Consider the following 21,577-nt stretch of genomic DNA (forward strand, 5'->3'; position numbering starts at 1 on the left):
TCACGCTTCGTCATCCAGGCGCCGGCCGCCCGCCCGACGTCGCCCCCGGGTTATCAATTCAATGAACTGAACCGCGCTCAGCGCGTGGGCGAACAGCCAGCCCTGGCCGAACTTCACGCCTTCACTGCTCAGGAACTCAGCCTGGGCCTCATGTTCGATGCCCTCGGCAATCACCTTCAAATGCAGCGACTGGGCCATGTGAATGATGTGCGGAGCCACACCGCTGCTGGCAGCGTCATGGCCCAACGCATCAATGAACGCCTTGTCGATTTTCAGGCAGTCCACCGGCAGGGTTTGCAAATAGGCGAGGCTGCAGTAGCCGGTGCCAAAATCATCGATCAACACCTGGTGCCCGACATCCCGCAGCGATTGCAGGTTTTCCCGGGCCACCACCACATCGACCAGCCCACGCTCGGTAACCTCGAAGGCGATTTGCCGCGCAGCGACGCGGTGCAGGGTCAGCAGCCTCGCCATCACCTGGCCGATGCGCGGAACCATCACATCACACGCCGCGAGATTGACCGAGATGTACAGTTGCGGGTTGGCACGCAGCAACTGGCCGAGTTGCTCGAGCAAACGTTGCAAGACGAAATCCGTCATCTGGCGAATCTGCCCGGTGTCCTCCGCCATCGGAATGAACAGGTCGGGACTGGTCAGGGTACCGTCCGGTCTGCGCCAGCGCAGCAGCGCTTCAGCCCCGACACAGTTGCGGCTATCGAGGTCGAAGATCGGTTGATACAGCACCTGCAACTCGCCCCGTCGGATCGCTCCGGCCAGTTCGGCATCCAGCGACTGCCGCTGTTGCACCAACAGGAACACCAGGAACCCGACGCATATGCCCAGCGCAATACTGGCCGGCAGCAGCCACCACCAGACCGACGGGATATGCATGCCCGTACGCAGGCTGATCAACACCAATTGATACTCCGGGTTGTCGGTGGGCATGCGGTATATCAGGCGTGTCTGGGTGATCTGCAGCGCATCACGGTTTTTCGGTGGCCAGGCCTCGACCGGCGGCCAGATCTGGGAGGAGCCCAATACCGGAATCGCGCGCGTACCATGGTCCAGGACGACCAGCAGGCTGCTGCCCGGCGACAGGTCGACCATATCGGTCAAATGCCCGCGAGAGGTCGCGACCCGGAAATTCCCGCGCCCCAGCATCAGGGCGGCGCGGTTTTCATCGGGTTCGGTGGTAGTGTTGAGCCAATAGCTGTAGGTCGGGCCCTTGATGTCTGGCGCTCGAATCAGCGACAGCCCTTCCTGGCGAGGGCGATTGGAGCAGATCCGCGAGGAGTCCATGTAGGCGGCTTCGTAGACGAAGCGATAATTGAACGTAACCTGTTGCAAGGTCGCGATCATTTCAGCATCGCAACCGCGCAACGGTTGCGCTTCAAGGTCGTCCAGGCTTTCACGCAGTTGCCCGAAGAGCTGTTCCAGGCGGGCGAGAAAGCGCTCACCCTGAGCATTCATTTCTTCGCTTTCGTTTTGCTCGACCTGATGAATGGCGACGAACAGGCTGCCAGCCATCAATAACGTTGCGCTCAAGACAGCCGACATCAGCCCCAGGAACCAGGGGCGATGGAACCAACTACGGAAGGTCTCTCGAGCAGCAGTCATTGCGTAATATCCGATGGATTACCAATGAGTTATAGCTGCTGATTGGGAAAAAGCCCTGACCGCCGGGCGGGCGCCATTATTTTGTCTGGTTCAACACCAAAAGCAGCGCGGCTGTTTGCGCATCCGGAGTGCCATCGAAGCGAGCCGGGCGGAAGTGCATCTGGAATGCCGCTATCACATGCCGTGTCGCAACATCGAGCTCGCCGGTTTGTGGCGAGGCATAACCCAGGCGGGCCAATTGCGCCTGAAACCAGCCGATACTCGGTAACTGATCGGCGAACAGCATTTGCTGGCGCGCGACCGCCTGTTCGTTCGGCCAGATACCCAGGCCTTCGGCAGCCAGACGCTTCCAGGGGAACAGCGGCCCCGGGTCCAGTTTACGCAACGGCGCAATATCGCTATGGCCGATGATGTCGCGAGGCTTGATGCCCTGGCGCTTGCTGATGTCCTTGAGCAATACGATCAAGGACTGGACCTGATCTTCGGTGTAGGGGTACCACACGCGCCCGGTTGGAGTGTCCTTGAATCCCGGGTTGACGATTTCGATACCAATGGAACTGGAATTCAGCCAGGTCCGGCCATTCCATTCGCTCTCCCCGGCGTGCCAGGCGCGAACGTTTTCATCCATCAGCTTGTAGATAGTGGCGCCCTTGTCGTCACCGATCAGGTAATGACTGCTGACTTCGCCGTGGGTCAGCAGTTGCAGCGAACGCTCCAGCGAGGCGTTGGTGTAATGCACCACCACGAACTGCACACGGCTGTCGTAATTGGCTGAAGGATGACTGGTGTCAAAACGGGGACCGCTGGCGCAGCCGGCCAGCACAAGAAGTGACACGATCAGAGCAAGATATTTCATGGCGAAAGGCAGTACACACAAGACAATAATGCAACAGTGTAACGTAATGCCTTGCGGGCTGACGGCAATCGCCGCGAATTAAACAAAATGGAACAAATAATCTTCAGCCCGGCTCCACGCGGTTGCGTCCGGCATTTTTTGCACGGTACAACGCCTGATCGGCTCTTTTAAGCACTTGATCGCTATGCTCACCCGGCCTGAACGCCGACATTCCTCCAGACACGGTAATGGTCACCGGCTCTCCCTTGAAGTGGAATGGACAGGCCTCGATGGAGGCACGCAGGCTTTCCAGCAACTTCAGCCCCGCCGCCGGCACCGTGGATGGCATTAACAGCACAAACTCTTCGCCGCCGAACCGGGCAATGAAGTCCGTTCCGCGAAGACGCTTGCGCAACACGCTGGCAATGATCTTCAGCACCTTGTCACCGGCCAGGTGCCCGTAGTTATCGTTGATGCGCTTGAAATGATCGAGGTCGAGCATGGCCAGCAACAGGGTATTGCCATGTTGCTGCCATTGTTTGACTTCATGATCCAGGCGCTCGCTCCAGGCCGCACGGTTGGGCAGGCCGGTCAGCGGGTCGACCAACGCCTTCTGCCGTTGCTCTTCAAGATGCTCACGGTAACCCTGGGCCTCCTGCTCCATATGGGCGACGCGCTCGGCCAGGCTGTGCAGGCGTGCAGCGACCTCTTGCTCGCGCTCATCGCGTTGTTTCTGGTGCTGGTCCATGGTGCCCAGCAAGCCTTCGAGATGGTTTTCCAGAACGTGCTTGAGATCTTCCAGGTCTGCGGCTTCCTGCATGCTGCTTTGCAAGCCATCAACCTGTTCGCGGATCTGTGTGTCCATCTGCCGCGCAGCCGAACGGTTGTCGGCGTGTCCTGCGGTGGCGGCCTGCAAGTTGCTCTGGAACGATTCGAGGCGCTCGTTCAGTCGTTGCAGGTAGGCTTCGAACTCATGCTGGCCGCTGTCGGTAATAGCCAGCATCAACGTGGCGAAGTCGTCGAGGATCGGGAGTAATTCGTACCAGTTCAGACCGTTTTTCAGACGATCGCGCATCGATTCGGCTTGCGGGCGATGACGCTCGGGCAATGTCAGGTCTTCGAGCAGCCCCAGCAGCGTGTCTTCGATGTGGCTGGCCACCGAGCTGTAGGAGGGCTCAGGGGAGTCCGGGAGTGCGTAGAAAGTGTCGTGCCCGGGTAGAGGCTGATCCGCGGCGACCACCTCCGCTGTCGGATTCGCAAGCACGGCCAGGCTATCCGGCGATGCTGGCGCGGTCAGCTCGTCGGGATTCACTAGCGACTCAAGAGGTGTTTCCGGAGTCGGCTTCTCGGCTGACTCGGTTTCTGCCGCGCCTGCCATGGCGGGTTGAGGCTGCGCGGCCGCAGGTGCCAGGGCCACGACCGCCGGAGCAGAGGAAGCCTCGACTGGCTCGGTCGCCGCAGCCCCCTCTGCAACTCGCTCAGCCGTTGCCGTCTCAATCGCAACCGGGGCCGACTCGATAACCGCCGCAGGGCTCTCGGCTGCGGGGGCCGTCGGCGCAGGAGAAGCCGTCGTTGATGCCACCGCCCCTTCTGCTTCACGACCGCCGAACAACCGCTGGAGCAAGCCCGGCCGACCAGGCTCCGCCGGGGCTTCCAGCTGGCTCAGGGCCTTGCCTTGCAAGCCGCTCAGCTCGCTGAGCAACAAGGGTATCTCACGCGCCTGACTGACCCGCGCATCCAATTGCTTGGCGAAGCTCTTGAGTGGCCGGCTCACATCCCGTGGCAGCGGCAATGTTTGCAGTTGAGTGACCAGTGCGGTCAGGGCGGCGCTGGTCTGGTTGATCCGGGTTTCCCGACGCTGTTCGGAGTCGAGCACGGCTTTTTCCAGACGTGGAATCAGCGCGGCCAGGCCGGCGTCCATGTCGTCGGTACGCACGACCTCGCGCATTTCCTTCATGCATTGGTCAACCGCGCGGTCAGTACCTTCCGCCGCCAGGGTGCTGCGCACCAGTCCACGGCGCAGCAAGTCGAGCCGCGCGTCCCAGCGACGTTCGAGCTTTTCCTGTTGTTCGATGCTTTTGAGGTATTTCTCTTTCCAGCGCTGTGTTTCGTCGCTCATTCATGGGTTCCGCGAAGGGCAGGACTCAATGCGGGCAATGCATCGGCCGTGAGCGAACCCGGCAGACGAATCTCTACCGCGACCGGCAGGTGATCGGAAATGGGCTGTGCCAGCACCTCGACCTTTTCCAGGGTCAGGCTCGGACTCAGCAGGATATGGTCCAGGCAGCGCTGTGGACGCCAGCTGGGGAACGTTGCTTCCATCTGCGGCGCGAGCAGGCCGAGATCGCGCAACGCGGAATTTTGCAGCAGGTCACTGGCATGGGTGTTCATGTCGCCCATCAGTACCTGGTGTTTGTAGTCGCCAATCAGATCGCGGATGTACGCCAGTTGCAGGCTGCGCGCACGGGCGCCCAGCGCCAGGTGCATCATGACGACCACCAGTGCTTCCGGGCCTTCGCCGAAGCGTACCAGGATGGCTCCGCGCCCCTTTGGGCCCGGCAGCGGATGATCTTCAATGGCCCACGGGCGCAATCGGCTGAGCACGCCATTGCTGTGCTGGGCCAGGCGGCCGAGATTGCGATTGAGTTGTTGATACCAATAGGGGAAGGCGCCGAGCTGGGCCAAATGCTCAACCTGATTGACGTAGCCTGAACGCAGGCTGCCACCATCGGCCTCCTGCAAGGCGACCAGATCGAAGTCGCCCAGCAGATTGCCGATCTTCTGCAGGTTGTCGGCACGCCCGGTGTGCGGCAGCAGATGCTGCCAGCCCCGCGTCAGGTAATGCCGGTAGCGCTCGGTGCTGATGCCTACCTGGATATTGAAACTGAGCAAGCGCAGACGACTGTCTGCGGGCAGGCCCGTGGACTCCAGATGATGCTCATTGACCCGCGGATCATGCAGGCCAACAATGCGTTCAGTACCCCATCGGCGCATGGCAGTGACTGCCCTTAGTTGGCGGCAGCCTTGTTAGCCGCTCGCTCTTTGTCGATCAGTTTGTCGGCCAGTTGCAGGGCCTGTTCGGCACCGCCGGCGGAGCCTACGTCAAAGCGGTACTTGCCGTTGACGACCATGGTTGGAACGCCGGAGATTTCATACTTCTTGGCCAGCTCGCGAGCCTTGACGATCTGGCCCTTGATAGCGAAAGAGTCGAAAGTCGCAAGAAACTTGTCCTTGTCCACGCCTTGGGTAGCGAGGAAGTCGGCCATATCATTCTTGTCGGTCAGTTTCTTGTGCTCTTTCTGAATCGCGTTGAACACCGCAGCGTGAACGTTGTGCTCGACACCCATGGCTTCAAGGGTCAGGAACATCTGGCCGTGAGCGTCCCACGGGCCACCGAACATGGCTGGAATGCGCACGAAGTTCACGTCCGAAGGCAGCTTCTCGACCCAGGGATTGATCACGGGTTCGAAGGCATAGCAATGCGGGCAGCCGTACCAGAACAGCTCTACCACTTCGATCTTGCCAGGCACGGCGACCGGAACCGGATTGCTCAGTTCGACATAAGGTGCGGCGGGGGCTTCAGCGGCCTGGGCAGTCATGCCGAACAGGCTGGCAGCGGCAAAAACGGCGCTGATGATCAGATTACGCATGCTTCACTCCTGGACAAATTTTTCGCCTCGCGCGACGTGTTTTCAGACAGGTCCTGGCGGGCTTGAGTTCTGTAGTGTAACGGCAGCGGCCACAAAAAAGGGCGGCCAAGGCCACCCTTTTTATACTCGTTGCAACGGATTAATCGAGCGTTAACGTTGCAGGCGATATGTACCCCGTTCAACGCCCGATCCGCCGGCCTTAGTGCAGGCCCTGGATGTAGCTGGAAACCGCGGCGATGTCTTCGTCGCTCAGCTTCTTGGCAATACTCTGCATAGGTTTGGTATCGCCGTCGTTGGTGCGGCCGCCTTCTTCCTTGCGGAAATCGGTCAGTTGCTTGGCGACATATTGAGCGTGCTGGCCACCCAGGTGCGGGAAGCCCGCTGGTGCGTTACCTGCGCCATTTGGCGAGTGGCAGCCGGTGCAGGCTGGCAGGCCCTTGGCCAGGTCACCACCACGGAACAGGGCTTCACCGCGAGCGACGACTTTAGGATCGGCGGCACCGACGCTGCCTTTCTGGCTGGCGAAGTAGGCGGCGATATCCGCCAGGTCCTGATCGCTCAGGTTGGTCAGCAGGCCGGTCATTTCCAGAACGGTGCGCTTGCCCGACTTGATGTCGTGCAATTGCTTGGTCAGGTAGCGTTCACCCTGACCCGCCAGTTTTGGAAAGTTTGGCGCCATGCTGTTGCCATCCGGGCCGTGGCAGGCGCCACAGACGGCGGCTTTGGCCTGACCGGCTTTTGCATCACCCGGTTGTACTGCCTCACCTGCAGCATGGGCCATGCCGGAGATGCCCACGGTCAACAGCAGACTCACGATCAATTTCTTCATCAGCTAATCCAACTACGGCTAAGGGTTAAGAGTTATGGACCGGGCTTACTCGCTCATCCAATGGATGATGGCTTGGTAATCCTCGGCACTGCAGTCCATGCACAAACCACGCGGCGGCATCGCCTTGAAACCCTGGGTCACGTGTTGCACCAGCGTCTCCATACCTTTCGCCAACCTCGGCGTCCAAGCATCCTGATCGCCTTTTTTCGGCGCCATGGGTAATTGGCCGGAATGACAGGCACCACAAACACGGTTGTACACAGCTTCCGGATCCTGTGTAGCCTGAGCGCTGTAAAGCGGCATCAAGACACCGGCAGCTAGCAGCCATTTCGTCATAAAACGACCTTTTCAGGGTTGAGAGCGTGCTGCGTTCTAGTGCGCAATCAAGGTCTGTCGCTCTCGTGAACTTCATCCTACGCTGGGACAAAGCGCACACAAAATCTGCGGCATTATATACTGGCGTCACTGAAACGGAAGCGACACTGCTTGCCGCACCCATTCCTGGCGCCGCCCACATCGGAAATCCCATGCAACTCAAGAATCCCATACTCGGTCTGTGCCAACAGTCCACCTTCATGCTCAGCGCCGCCAAAGTCGACCAATGTCCGGATGACGAGGGCTTCGAAGTCGCCTTCGCCGGGCGTTCCAACGCCGGCAAGTCGAGTGCCTTGAACACCCTGACCCACGCCAGCCTGGCGCGCACCTCGAAAACCCCGGGGCGCACGCAACTGTTGAATTTCTTCAAGCTAGACGATGAACGCCGTCTGGTCGACCTGCCGGGCTACGGTTATGCAAAAGTACCGATCCCGCTCAAGCAACACTGGCAGCGTCACCTGGAAGCGTACCTGGGTGGTCGAGAGAGTTTGAAAGGCCTGATCCTGATGATGGACATCCGCCATCCGATGACCGATTTCGACCTGCTGATGCTCGATTGGGCCGTGGCTGCCGGCATGCCGATGCACATTCTGCTGACCAAAGCGGACAAGCTGACCTATGGCGCGGCCAAGAACACGCTGCTCAAGGTTCAGGCGGAAATCCGCAAGGGCTGGGGCGATCTGGTGACGATTCAGCTGTTCTCGGCCCCGAAACGCATGGGCCTGGAAGAAGCCTATACCGTACTGGCAGGCTGGATGGAGCTGGCGGACAAGGGCGCCGAGGTAGCAGCCCAATAAAAATCAAAAACTGTTTGTGGTGCGCTCAGCCGCGCTTTTAACGCAGCATGAGCGTGCCACAGGCAGTTTTCAGGCAAAAAAAACCCCGGACTTCATATGGGGAGGGAGAAGTTCCGGGGTTCAAGCTCTAGACCGCTAGGGCGGAGTCCAGATATCTGCCAACACTTAACACAACATAGGAGCATCGAAGGGCTTCACCAGCCATTCAGTACCTCTGAGTGGTACTTCGCAAGATTAGTTCAGATTTTTTTCAAATAGCTTTGAAATAATTCCGATAGCCTTCCGGACTAAGCTGTTTGCGCTCTTCTGCCGCGGCACCATGCCGCAGCAGCACACGACATTTTTGCGTAGGAAGCAGCTTGCTCGCGACGGAATTTCAGTCGAAATCGATGTGCCTGACACTCCATCGCGAGCGAGCTCGCTCCTACAGGAAGGCTCAGTGAGCCTCATCCCAGTTATTTCCAACACCCACTTCGACCAGCAACGGCACATCCAGTTTCGCGGCTTCGCTCATGTGTACGCGAATTTCCTCGCGAACCTGGTCGACCAGGTCTTCACGCACCTCCAGCACCAGTTCATCGTGCACCTGCAAGATGACTTTGGCGTCGAGGCCGGACGCGGTCAGCCAGTTATCCACCGCGACCATGGCTTTCTTGATGATGTCCGCCGCGGTGCCTTGCATCGGTGCGTTGATCGCCGTGCGTTCGGCGGCGGCGCGTTCTTGCGGCTTGTTGGAGTTGATGTCCGGCAGGTACAGGCGACGACCGAAGAACGTCTCGACATAACCTTGCTCGGCGGCTTGGGCCCGCGTGCGGTCCATGTACTGGCGAACGCCAGGGTATCGGGCGAAGTAGGTATCGATGTAGGCCTTGGCGGTCTTGGTGTCGACGCCGATGTCCTTGCCGAGCTTCTGCGCCCCCATGCCGTAGATCAGGCCGAAGTTGATCGCCTTGGCGCTGCGGCGCTGGTCGGAGGTCACGTCGGCCAGTTCGACCTTGAACACTTCGGCGGCGGTCGCGGTGTGCACGTCCAGATTGTGGCGGAAGGCGTTCATCAGCCCTTCATCCCGTGACAGGTGCGCCATGATCCGCAACTCGATCTGCGAGTAGTCCGCCGCCAATAGCTTGTAGCCGGCCGGGGCCACGAAGGCCTGGCGGATACGGCGCCCTTCGGCGGTGCGCACCGGGATGTTCTGCAGGTTCGGATCGCTGGAGGACAGGCGCCCGGTGGAGGCGACAGCCTGGTGGTACGACGTATGGATCCGACCGGTGCGCGGGTTGATCTGCTCCGGCAAACGATCGGTGTAGGTGCTTTTCAGCTTGCTCATGGAGCGATATTCCATGAGCACTTTCGGCAATCGGTAGTCGTCTTCCGCCAGCTTGGCCAGCACTTCTTCGGCGGTGGACGGCTGACCCTTGGCAGTTTTTTTCAGCACCGGCAGGCCGAGTTTCTCGTACAGGATCACGCCGAGCTGCTTGGGCGAACCGAGGTTGAATTCCTCGCCGGCAATCTCGAAGGCTTCGCGTTCAAGTGCGACCATCTTGTCGCCCAGTTCGATGCTTTGCACACCCAGCAGGGCGGCGTCGACGAATGCGCCCTGGCGCTCGATGCGCGCCAGCACCGGCACCAACGGGATTTCGATGTCGGTCAGCACGCTGGCCAGGCTCGGAATGGCCGAGAGTTTTTCGAACAGGGCCTGGTGCAGACGCAGGGTGATGTCCGCATCTTCGGCGGCGTAAGGCCCGGCCTGCTCAAGGGCGATCTGATCGAACGTCAGCTGTTTCACGCCCTTGCCGGCGATGTCCTGGAAACTCACCGTGGTGTGGTCCAGATACTTCTGCGCCAGGCTGTCCATGTCATGGCGCGTGGCCGTTGAGTTGAGCACGTAGGACTCGAGCATGGTGTCGAAGGCGATGCCGCGTACGGTGATGCCGTTGTCCTGTACGCCGCCGATGGCGCAGTTGGCCAGGATGTTCATGTCGAACTTGGCGTGCTGGCCGACCTTGAGCTTGTTCGGGTCTTCCAGAATCGGCTTGAGCGCGCGCAGGACCGTGTCGCGGTCCAGCTGCTGCGGCACGCCGATGTAGGAATGGGTCAACGGGATGTAGGCCGCTTCGTTAGCCTGAACCGCGAACGACAGACCCACCAGTTGCGCCTGCTGCGCGTCAATGCCGGTGGTTTCAGTGTCGAAGGCCAACAGCTTGGCGTTGTTCAGCTTTTCCAGCCAGGCATCGAAACGCGCCTGATCGAGGATGGTTTCGTAGGCGGCTTCAGCAGCGGCGACCGGTGCTTCGGCCTCTGGTTCGCTGAACAGATCCGCGGCCGGTGCAGGCTCGGCGGCAGCGCTCAGTTCCAGGCGTTTGGCGTCGCGATCAAGGTCGTTCAGCCAGCTCTTGAACTCCAGCAGGCTGTACAACTCGTAGAGTTTCGCCGGATCTTCCGCGCCCATTTGCAAGTCGTCGAGGCCAATGTCCAGCGGCACGTCGACCTTGATGGTCGCCAACTGATAGGACAGGAAAGCCATTTCCTTGTGCTCTTCGAGCTTGGCCGGCAGAGTCTTGGCACCACGAATCGGCAGTGTCGGCACGATGTCGAGCTGCGCATAGAGCTCGGTCAGACCGCCGTTCACACCGACCAGCAGGCCTGAAGCTGTCTTCGGGCCAATCCCCGGAACACCCGGAATGTTGTCGGAAGAATCGCCCATGAGCGCCAGATAATCGATGATCTGCTCCGGAGCGACGCCGAATTTCTCCTTCACGCCCTCCACGTCCATGCTGCTTCCGGTCATGGTGTTGACCAAGGTAATGTGACCATCGACCAGTTGCGCCATATCCTTGTCGCCCGTGGAGATGATCACCGGACGATCCGCCGCCGCGCTGCTGCGGGCCAGGGTGCCGATCACGTCATCAGCCTCGACGCCTTCGACGCACAGCAGCGGGAAGCCCAGGGCGATCACGCTCTGGTGCAGCGGCTCGATCTGCACGCGCATGTCGTCAGGCATACTCGGACGGTTGGCCTTGTATTCGGCGTACATGTCATCGCGAAAAGTCCCACCCTTGGCGTCGAACACCACGGCGAACGGACTGTTCGGATATTGCTTGCGCAGGCTCTTGAGCATGTTCAACACGCCCTTGACCGCACCGGTCGGCAGGCCTTTGGACGTGGTCAGCGGTGGCAGCGCGTGAAAGGCGCGGTACAGGTAAGAAGAACCGTCCACCAGGACGAGGGGGGCTTGGCTCATGAGCAGGATCAACCTTTTCGGCGGGTCCGGCGCTAGAATAGCGGGACCGTTGACGACAAAGGGACAAGGTTATCATGCGCACACTAAATCGCCTGTTGCTGGCTGGCTTGTTTGCAATCGCCCCATTGGCCGTCATGGCGGCGGACGATGCGCCGACACCGGAGCCAGATGTCACGATCCGCACGGAAGGGGACAAGCTCATCCAGGAATACCGCCAAAACGGTTTTCTGTATGCGATCAAAGTCACGCCCAAGGGCGGCAAGCCGTATTTCCTGGTACGTGCCGACGGATCAGAAGGTAACTTCATCCGCTCTGATTACCCGGATATGCTGATTCCGGCGTGGGAAATTTTTAAGTGGTAAGTCGTCCTTAACTTTAATCGGCGCTGGCTCAACAGCGGCGCCCGTACTGGCAGTTTAAACATGTCTGTGTTCACCCCCCTGGCTCGGCCCGAGCTGGAAGCTTTTCTCGCCCCTTATGGCCTCGGCCGCCTGCTTGATTTCCAGGGGATTGCCGCCGGTAGCGAAAACACCAATTTCTTTATCAGCCTGGAGCAGGGCGAATTTGTCCTGACCCTGGTCGAGCGCGGTCCGGTTCAGGAAATGCCGTTCTTCATCGAGCTGCTCGACGTGCTGCACGGCGCCGACCTGCCAGTGCCTTATGCCCTGCGCACCACGGACGGCGTGGCCTTGCGCGAACTGGCGGGCAAACCTGCGTTGCTGCAACCACGCCTGGCCGGCAAGCACATCAAGCAAGCCAATGCGCAACATTGCGCGCAGGTCGGTGAGTTGCTCGGTCATCTGCACCTGGCGACCCAGGCCAACATGATCAAGCGCAAAACCGATCGCGGCCTGGACTGGATGCTGGAGGAGGGCACGCAGTTCCTGTCGCACCTCGGTGCCGAACAGAAAGACCTGCTGCAACGGGCGCTGGAAGAAATCACCCAACAGAAAGAAAAAATCCTCGCTCTGCCGCGGGCGAACATTCACGCCGACCTGTTCCGCGACAACGCGATGTTCGAAGGCACACACCTGACCGGACTGATCGACTTCTACAACGCCTGCTCCGGGCCGATGCTCTACGACGTGGCGATTGCCTTGAACGACTGGTGCTCGGACGACGAGGGCGTGATCGATGGACCACGAGCACGGGCCTTGCTGGGCGCTTATGCGGCCTTGCGACCGTTCACCGCTGCCGAAGCCGAGTTGTGGCCAACCATGCTGCGGGTGGCTTGCGTACGGTTCTGGTTGTCACGCTTGATCGCGGCGGAGTCGTTCGCCGGGCAGGACGTGTTGATTCACGATCCGATGGAGTTCCAGCTGCGCCTGGCACAGCGGCAGACGGTCAATACGCCGTTGCCTTTCGCCCTTTAATGTGAATCACATTTGTAGGAGCCGGCTTGCCGGCGAGGGCGCACTTCAGGACGCTATCGCCGGCAAGCCGGCTCCTACGGGTACGGGGCTACAACGACTCCAGGCACCCCGCCAGATCATTCCCCAATTTCTCCAGCACCTGCTCATAGCCCTGGGCCGTCGCCGGCGTGTACCCGCCCAACGCATCCAGTTCCGCCAGCTTCACCGGCAAACCCGCCACCAGGGTTTCCGCCAGGCGCGGACGCAGCGGTGGTTCGCTGAACACGCAGGTCTTGCCGACTTCCTGCAAGCGCGCGCGCATCGCCGCGACATGCTGGGCACCGGGTTGCACTTCGGCCGCAACGCTGAACACACCCACGTGCTTGAGGCCGTAGGCGTCTTCGAAGTAATCGAACGCTTCGTGGAACACGAAGTAAGGCTTGCCCTGAACATCGGCCAGGCGCTTCTTCAGGCGCGCATCCAACGCCTCGAGACGCTCGTCGAAGGCTTTCAGGTTGGCCTGATAGCGCACGGCATTGTCAGGGTCGGCGGCACTCAGGTCAGTCGCCATTTTCGTGGCGATGACCCGGGCGTTGACTGGCGACAGCCACAAATGTGCATCCAGGCTGCCTGGGCGATGATCGTGGTCGTGATCGTCGGCTTCTTCGGCGTGGGAGTGGCTATCTTCGGCAAAACGGCGCAGTTTCATGCCTGGCAAATCCTGCACGGCGACGCTGGGCAGCGTACGACCATTGAGCACGCGAGGCAGGAAACCTTCCATGTCCGCGCCGATCCAGTACAGCAGGTCCACCGATTGCACCTTGCGTACGTCGGAAGGGCGCAGCGCATAGTTGTGCGGCGAGGCACCCGGTGGCAGCAAGACCTCAGGAATCGCCACGCCGTCCTGCACCGCTGCGGCGATCAACTGCAGTGGCTTGATGCTGGTGAGGACCTTGACATCGGCCTGCGCCGGACCGATCAGCAGAAAACTTGCGAAAAATGCGACAAAGATAGAAAAAAGACGGGACACGATGACCACTCGAAGAGGCGAGAACGGGTAACATAATAACGTCTCTCACAAAACTCGTCGCCGCTCATGCTAAAAACACCGATTGCCAGCCGCCCCCACGACCACTCGCATTGCGTTCACAGCGCTTTGTCCGAGGCCGATGCCCTGTGCGCTCGTCAAGGCCTGCGCCTGACCGCATTGCGCCGGCGGGTGCTGGAACTGGTGTGGCAAAGCCACAAGCCGCTGGGGGCCTATGACATTCTTGCGGTCCTCAGTGAACAGGACGGTCGCCGCGCCGCGCCGCCGACGGTTTACCGCGCGCTGGACTTCCTGCTGGAAAACGGCCTGGTCCATCGGATTTCCTCGCTCAACGCCTTCGTCGGCTGCAATCATCCGGAACATGCACACCAGGGTCAGTTCCTGATCTGCCGTGTGTGCCACGCCGCCATCGAGCTCGAGCAGAAGTCCATCAGCGACGCGATCATCGCCAGCGCCAGGGATGTCGGGTTTATCGTCGAAGGCCAGACCGTCGAAGTGGTCGGTTTGTGCTCGGGTTGCCAGGGGGCTTGATGAGCAACGCGCTGATCCGTCTAGAGCAGGTTGCCGTCACGTTCGCCGGGCAACCGGTGCTGGACAACATTGAGCTGAGTGTCGAGCCGGGGCAGATCGTGACCCTGATCGGCCCCAATGGCGCCGGCAAAACCACACTGGTACGTGCCGTACTCGGTCTGTTGAAACCCGACAGCGGCAACGTCTGGCGCAAGCCGAAACTGCGGGTCGGCTACATGCCGCAAAAACTCCATGTCGACCCGACCCTGCCGCTGTCGGTATTGCGCTTCCTGCGCCTGGTGCCGGGCGTAGACCGCGCGATGGCCTTGGCGGCACTCAAGGAAGTGGGCGCCGAACAGGTCATCGACAGCCCGGTGCAAAGCGTTTCCGGTGGCGAAATGCAACGCGTATTGCTGGCCCGGGCCTTGTTGCGCGAACCGGAACTGCTGGTACTCGACGAACCGGTACAGGGTGTCGACGTGGCCGGCCAGGCTGAGCTGTACAGCCTGATCACCCGCCTGCGCGACCGTCACGGTTGCGGTGTGCTGATGGTCTCCCACGATTTGCATCTGGTGATGAGTACCACGGATCAGGTGGTTTGCCTCAATCGTCACGTCTGCTGCTCAGGCCATCCCGAGCAGGTCAGCGGCGATCCGGCGTTCGTCGAGCTGTTCGGAAAAAACGCACAAAGCCTGGCGATTTATCACCACCATCACGACCACGCCCACGACTTGCATGGCTCGGTGGTCAAGGCGCCCGCATCGGGCCAACCCCATGTTCACGGAGATGGCTGCAAGCATGGCTGATTTTCTGCTCTACGCCCTGCTTGCAGGCCTGGCCCTGGCCGTTGTCGCAGGACCGCTGGGGTCTTTCGTGGTCTGGCGGCGCATGGCTTATTTTGGCGACACCCTGTCCCACGCGGCATTGCTCGGCGTGGCCCTGGGCTTCCTGCTGGATGTCAGCCCGACGGTTGCCGTCACCGTTGGCTGCCTGCTGCTGGCGGTGTTACTGGTGACCTTGCAACAACGCCAGCCCTTGGCATCCGACACGCTTTTGGGAATTCTCGCACCCAGCACGCTCTCTCTGGGCCTGGTGGTACTAAGCTTCATGCACGAAGTGCGGATCGACCTGATGGCCTATCTGTTTGGTGACCTGCTGGCAATCAGTCCAACCGATCTGGCCTGGATTCTTGGCGGCAGCGCAGCCGTGCTGGCCTTGCTGGTTGCATTGTGGCGGCCATTGCTGGCGATCACGGTGCATGAAGAACTGGCCAGGGTCGAAGGCCTTCCGGTGGCCGGATTGCGCCTGGCGCTGATGCTGCTGATCGCCGTGGTGATTGCCGTGGCGATGAAAATCGTCGGCGTGTTACTGATCACTTCGCTGCTGATCATCCCGGCGGCTGCGGCACAACGTCACGCCCGCTCGCCGGAGCAGATGGCACTGGGTGCGAGCCTGCTGGGCATACTCGCCGTGTGTGGCGGGCTGGCGTTGTCCTGGTTCAAGGACACCCCGGCCGGTCCATCGATTGTGGTGGCAGCCGCCGCGCTGTTTCTGCTGAGTTTTGTTCTGCCCCGTCGAGGGGTGTAGACTTGCTCGTTTTTTGCGCAAATAGAGAGTCGCAGGAATGAAGTCGTTCGCCTCCCGTTATCTGCTCCTTGTCGCATTTTCTTTGCTGCTGGGCGCCTGCCAAAGCACGCCACCGGCGGCCACCGAGGCCGCCAATGCGCGGGCCACGGCCATCGTACAGCTGGAACAAAACATCGCCAGCGATGAACTGGCCACCGCCGAAGACCAATTGGCGGCCTTGCAGACCGAATCGCCCAACGATGCGTCTCTTGAGCAGTACCAGCGGCAGCTGGCCGAAGCCTATCTGCGCCGCAGCCAGATCGTGCTGCAAAAGGGTGATGTGGATGCCGCTGCGACCGCCCTGAGCCGTGCCCGCGCGTTGATGCCCAAGGCTCCGGCACTGACCGGCGGAGTCAACGGCTCGATAGCCCAGGCGCGCAAGGCCGAGCTGGAAAAAGCCGAAGCGGCCCTGAAGGCTGCCGAAGCCAAGCCAAAAGCCAAGGTCATCGATCTGACGGCTGAAAGCACTACGGTCTCGCTGAATATCAACGATATGGGCAAACTGCGTCGCCAACTGGATGCCATCGCCGCCGATGTGGTGAATTTTCAGTGCGACGTGAGTATTCAGGCTCCACGCACCAATGATTACCCTTGGCTGGCGACATTGCTGACAAAACGGGTGAAAAAACTCGATCCCGAGTTTGACCTGAAGCTGGAGCGGCAGATTTTGCGCAGTGTTCCGGCGCAGATGGTTCTGAGTCCGCGTAAACCCTAAAAAGCTTCGCGAGCAAGCCCGCTCCCACAGGAGTTCTGTGGCGGGCACAGATCCAATGTGGGAGCGGGCTTGCTCGCGAAGGCGGCCTTTCTGGCCATAAACGTATTCAGGCCGGAATCGCCCTGGCCTTCGCCTCCCTGTCCCAGACCCGATGCTGCCCGATCGCGGCGAAAAACCCTTTGATCAACTTCGCATCCGTTCCCACGATCAATCCCGCATCAGCCTCCAGCTTCAATACATCCAGCAACTGCTTCGCTTCACCCTGCAAGGCGATAGCCTTGAGATGTTTGTATGCCTCCAGCAGGTAATGCAACGCCACGCCGTCCGTACTCAGCGCCTTGATCGAGGCGGCTCCGCCCGGCACGAACACCGCGTCGAATGCCACCGACGGCGAGCCCTCCATCGAAGCATCGACAGGCAGAGTTTTGCCATCGACGGTTTTCACGGGTGCAGAGGTCGGCCCCAGTAATTTCGCGTGAGCCCCCTCTGCTGCAAGCGCTTTCTTCATCGCATCAATCGCAGCGCTATCAACGCCATTGGCCGCCAGAATCGCGACTTTTCGCGTCTTGATGTTCTCCGGCAACAGATTGGCCTGGCTCAATGCCGGAGAGTGATCCGGTGCGGTTTTACGCACCTCGACGGTTCCTCGAGCCGGCGCAGGCAATCCAAGGTTCTGCGCCACGCGCTTGGCCAACTCCAGATCGATGTTGGCGAGAATTTCGTTCACTTCCCGGGCGCGGATCGCCTCACGCTCAACCTTGCCCAACTCAAAGCTGTAGGCCGAGATGATGTGCTCCCGCTCATGCTCACTCATGCTGTGGAAAAACAAGCGAGCCTGGGAGAAGTGGTCGGCGAACGACTCGCTGCGCTGGCGAATCTTGTTGGCGTCGATGCGCTCCGGATAACTCTCGAATCCCCCATCCTGCGCCGAAACAGGTGTTTCCTTTGGCCAGCCGCCATCGATGGAGTTCGGCTCATAAGACGCACGTCCCTTGTCGATGGTGGTGCGGTGCTGCGCATCCCGCTGACCGTTGTGGAACGGCGACACCGGACGGTTGATCGGGATCTCGTGAAAGTTCGGCCCGCCGAGTCGGCTGATTTGCGTGTCGGTGTAGGAAAACAATCGACCTTGCAGCAGGGGGTCGTTGGAGAAATCGATCCCCGGAACGATATGCCCGGGGCAGAAGGCGACCTGCTCGGTTTCGGCGAAGAAGTTGTCCGGGTTGCGGTTCAGCACCATCTTGCCCAGCGGCGTGATGGGTACGAGTTCTTCGGGGATCAGCTTGGTCGGGTCGAGAATGTCGAAATCGAAGGCGTGTTCATTTTCCTCTTCGATGACCTGCACCCCCAACTCCCATTCCGGGTAGTCGCCGATCTCAATCGACTCCCACAGATCACGCCGATGGTAGTCGGCGTCCTTTCCCGCAAGCTTCTGCGCTTCGTCCCACACCAGGGAGCAAGTGCCGGCCGTAGGGCGCCAGTGGAATTTAACGAAGCGCGACTTGCCCTCGGCATTGATCAGGCGAAAGGTGTGCACGCCGAAGCCCTGCATGCTGCGCAGGCTTTTCGGGATCGCCCGGTCGGACATTGCCCACATCACCATGTGCGCCGACTCCGGCACCAGCGAAACGAAGTCCCAGAACGTGTCGTGGGCCGAGCCACCGGTAGGGATCTCGTTATGCGGCTCGGGTTTGACCGCGTGCACGAAGTCGGGAAACTTGATCGCATCCTGTATGAAGAACACCGGCATGTTGTTGCCCACCAGGTCGAAGTTGCCTTCGTCGGTGAAGAACTTCACGGCGAAACCCCGCACATCACGCACGGTATCGCCCGACCCTCGCGGCCCCTGTACCGTGGAAAAGCGCACGAACACCGGGGTTTTCTTTGCGGGGTCCTGCAGGAAACCGGCCTTGGTCAGCACCGAGTGGTTTTCATAGCTCTGGAAATAACCATGGGCGCCGGTGCCGCGAGCGTGAACGATGCGTTCGGGAATGCGCTCGTGATCAAAATGCGTGATCTTTTCACGCATGATGAAGTCTTCCAGCAGCGACGGTCCGCGAGCCCCGGCCTTCAGGGTGTTCTGGTTGTCCGCCACCTTCACGCCCTGATTGGTGCGCAAGGCCTGCTCAGTGGCATCGGAGCGAAATGTTTCCAGGCTGTCGAGCTTGGCGTTGGTGTTGTGGCGGTCCGGGGTATCGGTCCCGGCCAGGACGCTCTTGGTGGCGGCAGGCTTCTTGGTATTCATCGGGCGTGAACTCCTCAGGCATATTCCAATGGCCTAAGTAGTGACTGACGAGCTTATTCAGCCGTTCCTTTTTTCTGACCTTTGATCGCGTTATTGCCAAATGACAGGACAAATGCGAAATAAATGCTAAGAACCTCTATACGGACAGGCTAAAATGCGCGCCCGGCTAACCGCTGACCCTTTTCCAACGCGCCCCACAAGGTTCGCTACGTGATCGAGTTTCAAAACGTCCATAAAACCTACCGCGTCGCCGGTAAGGAAATCCCCGCGCTGCATCCGACCAGTCTGACGATTGAGAACGGACAGGTTTTCGGCTTGATCGGTCATTCCGGCGCAGGAAAAAGTACCCTGCTGCGTCTGATCAATCGCCTGGAAAACGCCAGTGGCGGCAAGATCACCGTCGACGGTGAAGAAGTCACCGCACTCGACGCCAACGGCCTGCGCCGCTTCCGTCAGCAGGTCGGGATGATTTTCCAGCACTTCAACCTGCTGGCCTCCAAGACCGTCGCCGACAACGTCGCACTGCCACTGACCCTGGCCGGCGAACTGTCGCGCAGCGAGATCGATTCGCGCGTGGCCGAGTTGCTGGCGCGGGTCGGTTTGTCCGACCACGCGAAAAAGTACCCGGCGCAATTGTCCGGCGGGCAAAAGCAGCGTGTCGGCATTGCCCGCGCCCTGGCGACCAAGCCAAAAATCCTGCTGTGCGATGAAGCCACCAGCGCCCTCGACCCGCAAACCACTGCATCGGTCCTGCAATTGCTGGCCGAGATCAATCGCGAGCTGAAACTGACCATCGTGTTGATCACCCACGAAATGGACGTGATCCGCCGGGTCTGCGACCAGGTTGCCGTGATGGACGCCGGCGTGATCGTCGAGCAAGGCTCGGTGGCCGAGGTGTTCCTGCATCCGAAGCACCCGACGACCAAACGCTTTGTGCAGGAAGACGAGCAGATCGACGAAAGCGAACAGCGTGACGACTTCGCTCACGTACCGGGTCGCATCGTGCGTCTGACCTTCCAGGGCGAAGCGACCTACGCGCCGTTGCTGGGCACCGTCGCCCGGGAAACCGGTGTGGACTACAGCATCCTGGCCGGTCGTATCGACCGCATCAAAGACATCCCTTACGGGCAACTGACCCTGGCCGTGACCGGCGGTGACATGGAAGCGGCGTTCGCCCGCTTCACCGCAGCTGACGTCCACATGGAGGTGCTGCGCTAATGGAAGCCCTGACAAGTTTCTTCGCCAATATCGACTGGCTCGAAATCTGGCTGGCCACTGGCGACACCCTGCTGATGCTCGGCGGTTCGCTATTGTTCACCGTGCTGCTCGGCTTGCCGCTGGGCGTGCTGCTGTTCCTCTGCAGCCCGCGCCAGTTGCTGGAAGCCAAAGGTGTCTACGCGATGTTGTCGCTGGTGGTGAACGTTCTGCGTTCACTGCCGTTCATCATCCTGTTGATCGTGATGATTCCGTTCACCGTGTTGATCACCGGTACATCCCTCGGTGTTGCCGGTGCGATCCCGCCGCTGGTGGTGGGTGCCACGCCGTTTTTCGCGCGGCTGGTGGAAACCGCCCTGCGTGAAGTGGACCGCGGCATCATCGAAGCCACCCAGGCCATGGGTGCGACCACGCGACAGATCATCACCAATGCGTTGCTGCCTGAGGCTCGTCCGGGCATCTTCGCGGCGATTACGGTGACCGCAATTACACTGGTGTCCTACACGGCGATGGCGGGTGTCGTCGGCGCCGGTGGTCTGGGTGACCTGGCGATCCGCTTCGGTTACCAGCGTTTCCAGACCGATGTGATGGTCGTGACGGTGGTGTTGCTGCTGGTCCTGGTCCAGGTACTACAAACCGTTGGCGACAAGTTGGTCGTCCACTTTTCCCGTAAGTAAGACATGAGCCGGCCATTCGCTGGCAGGCGCCAAGCGGGCGCCTCACAAGGAGTTAGCTGAATGAAAAAACTACTCGTCGCCTTCGCCGCCGTTGCCGCCTTCTCGGCCCACGCGGCTGACACCCTGACCGTCGCGGCCACCCCGGTGCCACACGCCGAGATCCTCGAGTTCGTGAAGCCGACCCTGGCCAAGGAAGGCGTTGACCTGAAGGTCAAGGTCTTCACCGACTACATCCAGCCAAACGTGCAGGTTGCGGAAAAGCGCCTGGACGCCAACTTCTTCCAGCACCAGCCGTACCTGGATGAGTTCAACAAGGCCAAGGGCACAAACCTGGTCTCCGTCGCCGGCGTGCACCTGGAACCCCTGGGCGCTTACTCCAGCAAGTACAAGACCCTCGCTGAACTGCCTGGCGGCGCCAACGTGGTGATCCCGAACGACGCCACCAACGGCGGCCGTGCACTGTTGCTGATGGCCAAGGCCGGGCTGATCAAGTTGAAGGATTCGAACAACATCCTGTCGACCGTGAAGGACATCACCGAGAACACCAAGGACCTGAAAATCCGCGAACTGGAAGCCGCGACCATCCCGCGCGTGCTGACCCAGGTCGACCTGGCGCTGATCAACACCAACTACGCGCTGGAAGCCAAGCTCGATCCGGCCAAGGACGCGCTGGTCATCGAAGGCAGCGACTCGCCGTACGTGAACATCCTGGTGGCTCGCCCGGATGACAAGGACAGCGAAGCGATGAAGAAGCTGGTTGCCGCTTTGCACAGCCCGGAAGTGAAGGCCTTCATCCTCGAGAAGTACAAAGGCGCGGTGGTGCCGGCGTTCTGATCTGAAGCTTG

20 protein-coding genes are annotated in these 21,577 nt (G+C 60.4%); 10 read left to right on the plus strand and 10 right to left on the minus strand.

The features are described from left to right. The 7 genes from AB7M25_RS00215 to AB7M25_RS00245 all read right to left on the minus strand — a co-directional run bounded on the left by AB7M25_RS00215 (position 1) and on the right by AB7M25_RS00245 (position 7,267). Entirely contained in the window at positions 1 to 1,617 is a 1,617-nt protein-coding gene (locus AB7M25_RS00215) for an EAL domain-containing protein (RefSeq protein ID WP_218480909.1), read from the minus strand. A gap of 76 nt (positions 1,618 to 1,693) precedes the next feature. Continuing rightward, on the minus strand, positions 1,694 to 2,473 hold the full coding sequence (locus tag AB7M25_RS00220; RefSeq protein ID WP_429389705.1) for an N-acetylmuramoyl-L-alanine amidase: 780 nt from the start codon (positions 2,471 to 2,473) through the stop codon (positions 1,694 to 1,696). Positions 2,474 to 2,576: 103 nt separating this feature from the next. Beyond that, positions 2,577 to 4,571 (minus strand): GGDEF domain-containing protein, encoded by a 1,995-nt coding sequence (locus tag AB7M25_RS00225; RefSeq protein WP_429560946.1) that lies wholly within the window; start codon positions 4,569 to 4,571, stop codon positions 2,577 to 2,579. Next, positions 4,568 to 5,446, minus strand: a complete 879-nt coding sequence (locus tag AB7M25_RS00230) for an endonuclease/exonuclease/phosphatase family protein (protein WP_429389709.1) — start codon at positions 5,444 to 5,446, stop codon at positions 4,568 to 4,570. Before AB7M25_RS00230 ends, AB7M25_RS00225 begins: the two co-directional genes overlap by 4 nt. Before the next feature lie 14 nt (positions 5,447 to 5,460). Next, positions 5,461 to 6,102, minus strand: a complete 642-nt coding sequence (locus tag AB7M25_RS00235; protein WP_429389710.1) for a thiol:disulfide interchange protein DsbA/DsbL — start codon at positions 6,100 to 6,102, stop codon at positions 5,461 to 5,463. Between the two features lie 199 nt (positions 6,103 to 6,301). Then, the gene (locus tag AB7M25_RS00240) at positions 6,302 to 6,931 is read right to left on the minus strand and encodes a c-type cytochrome (protein ID WP_429389712.1); all 630 of its coding nucleotides are present in this window, start codon (positions 6,929 to 6,931) and stop codon (positions 6,302 to 6,304) included. A gap of 45 nt (positions 6,932 to 6,976) precedes the next feature. Continuing rightward, positions 6,977 to 7,267, minus strand: a complete 291-nt coding sequence (locus AB7M25_RS00245; protein WP_104450419.1) for a c-type cytochrome — start codon at positions 7,265 to 7,267, stop codon at positions 6,977 to 6,979. 191 nt (positions 7,268 to 7,458) lie between these two features. Here AB7M25_RS00245 and yihA point away from each other — a divergent pair, with 191 nt between their 5' ends. Further along, a complete protein-coding gene (gene yihA / locus AB7M25_RS00250; RefSeq protein ID WP_429389714.1) occupies positions 7,459 to 8,103 on the plus strand; it encodes a ribosome biogenesis GTP-binding protein YihA/YsxC in 645 nt (214 codons plus the stop codon). A gap of 436 nt (positions 8,104 to 8,539) precedes the next feature. Here the strand turns inward: yihA and polA are convergent, their stop codons facing one another. After that, on the minus strand, positions 8,540 to 11,344 hold the full coding sequence (polA, locus tag AB7M25_RS00255; RefSeq protein WP_454236861.1) for a DNA polymerase I: 2,805 nt from the start codon (positions 11,342 to 11,344) through the stop codon (positions 8,540 to 8,542). A gap of 74 nt (positions 11,345 to 11,418) precedes the next feature. On the opposite strand from polA, the gene AB7M25_RS00260 reads away from it, so the two are divergent. Further along, a complete protein-coding gene (locus tag AB7M25_RS00260; RefSeq protein WP_104450417.1) occupies positions 11,419 to 11,706 on the plus strand; it encodes a DUF2782 domain-containing protein in 288 nt (95 codons plus the stop codon). A gap of 60 nt (positions 11,707 to 11,766) precedes the next feature. Further along, a complete protein-coding gene (locus AB7M25_RS00265; RefSeq protein WP_429560948.1) occupies positions 11,767 to 12,717 on the plus strand; it encodes a homoserine kinase in 951 nt (316 codons plus the stop codon). A gap of 88 nt (positions 12,718 to 12,805) precedes the next feature. On the opposite strand, the gene AB7M25_RS00270 is transcribed toward AB7M25_RS00265, so the two are convergent. Beyond that, positions 12,806 to 13,726: a zinc ABC transporter substrate-binding protein gene (locus AB7M25_RS00270; RefSeq protein ID WP_454236862.1), complete on the minus strand. Its 921-nt coding sequence runs from the start codon at positions 13,724 to 13,726 to the stop codon at positions 12,806 to 12,808. Between the two features lie 66 nt (positions 13,727 to 13,792). Here AB7M25_RS00270 and zur point away from each other — a divergent pair, with 66 nt between their 5' ends. Genes zur through AB7M25_RS00290 form a run of 4 tightly spaced genes read left to right on the plus strand, consistent with a single transcriptional unit; the run spans position 13,793 to position 16,595 of the window. Beyond that, complete coding sequence (gene zur / locus AB7M25_RS00275; protein WP_429389721.1) at positions 13,793 to 14,275, plus strand: zinc uptake transcriptional repressor Zur; 483 nt, start codon at positions 13,793 to 13,795, stop codon at positions 14,273 to 14,275. Beyond that, positions 14,275 to 15,060, plus strand: coding sequence for a zinc ABC transporter ATP-binding protein ZnuC (znuC, locus tag AB7M25_RS00280; RefSeq protein ID WP_095967855.1), 786 nt, complete (start codon positions 14,275 to 14,277; stop codon positions 15,058 to 15,060). The genes zur and znuC overlap by 1 nt, the downstream gene beginning before the upstream one ends. Then, the gene (gene znuB / locus AB7M25_RS00285) at positions 15,053 to 15,841 is read left to right on the plus strand and encodes a zinc ABC transporter permease subunit ZnuB (protein ID WP_015092904.1); all 789 of its coding nucleotides are present in this window, start codon (positions 15,053 to 15,055) and stop codon (positions 15,839 to 15,841) included. The genes znuC and znuB overlap by 8 nt, the downstream gene beginning before the upstream one ends. A 37-nt stretch (positions 15,842 to 15,878) precedes the next feature. Further along, complete coding sequence (locus AB7M25_RS00290) at positions 15,879 to 16,595, plus strand: PA5502 family lipoprotein (RefSeq protein WP_429560949.1); 717 nt, start codon at positions 15,879 to 15,881, stop codon at positions 16,593 to 16,595. Between the two features lie 106 nt (positions 16,596 to 16,701). On the opposite strand, the gene katE is transcribed toward AB7M25_RS00290, so the two are convergent. Then, positions 16,702 to 18,840: a catalase HPII gene (katE, locus tag AB7M25_RS00295; RefSeq protein WP_454236863.1), complete on the minus strand. Its 2,139-nt coding sequence runs from the start codon at positions 18,838 to 18,840 to the stop codon at positions 16,702 to 16,704. 210 nt (positions 18,841 to 19,050) lie between these two features. Here katE and AB7M25_RS00300 point away from each other — a divergent pair, with 210 nt between their 5' ends. The 3 genes from AB7M25_RS00300 to AB7M25_RS00310 are packed head-to-tail and all read left to right on the plus strand — an operon-like array spanning position 19,051 to position 21,566. Beyond that, complete coding sequence (locus AB7M25_RS00300) at positions 19,051 to 20,058, plus strand: methionine ABC transporter ATP-binding protein (RefSeq protein ID WP_007969809.1); 1,008 nt, start codon at positions 19,051 to 19,053, stop codon at positions 20,056 to 20,058. After that, positions 20,058 to 20,732 carry a methionine ABC transporter permease gene (locus AB7M25_RS00305; protein WP_104450411.1) on the plus strand — a complete coding sequence of 225 codons (675 nt, stop codon included), beginning with the start codon at positions 20,058 to 20,060 and terminating at the stop codon, positions 20,730 to 20,732. The genes AB7M25_RS00300 and AB7M25_RS00305 overlap by 1 nt, the downstream gene beginning before the upstream one ends. Positions 20,733 to 20,792: 60 nt before the next feature. Further along, entirely contained in the window at positions 20,793 to 21,566 is a 774-nt protein-coding gene (locus AB7M25_RS00310; RefSeq protein ID WP_454236864.1) for a MetQ/NlpA family ABC transporter substrate-binding protein, read from the plus strand. Positions 21,567 to 21,577: the final 11 nt, after the last annotated feature.

This window comes from Pseudomonas sp. AP3_22 TE3818 (assembly GCF_053628995.1).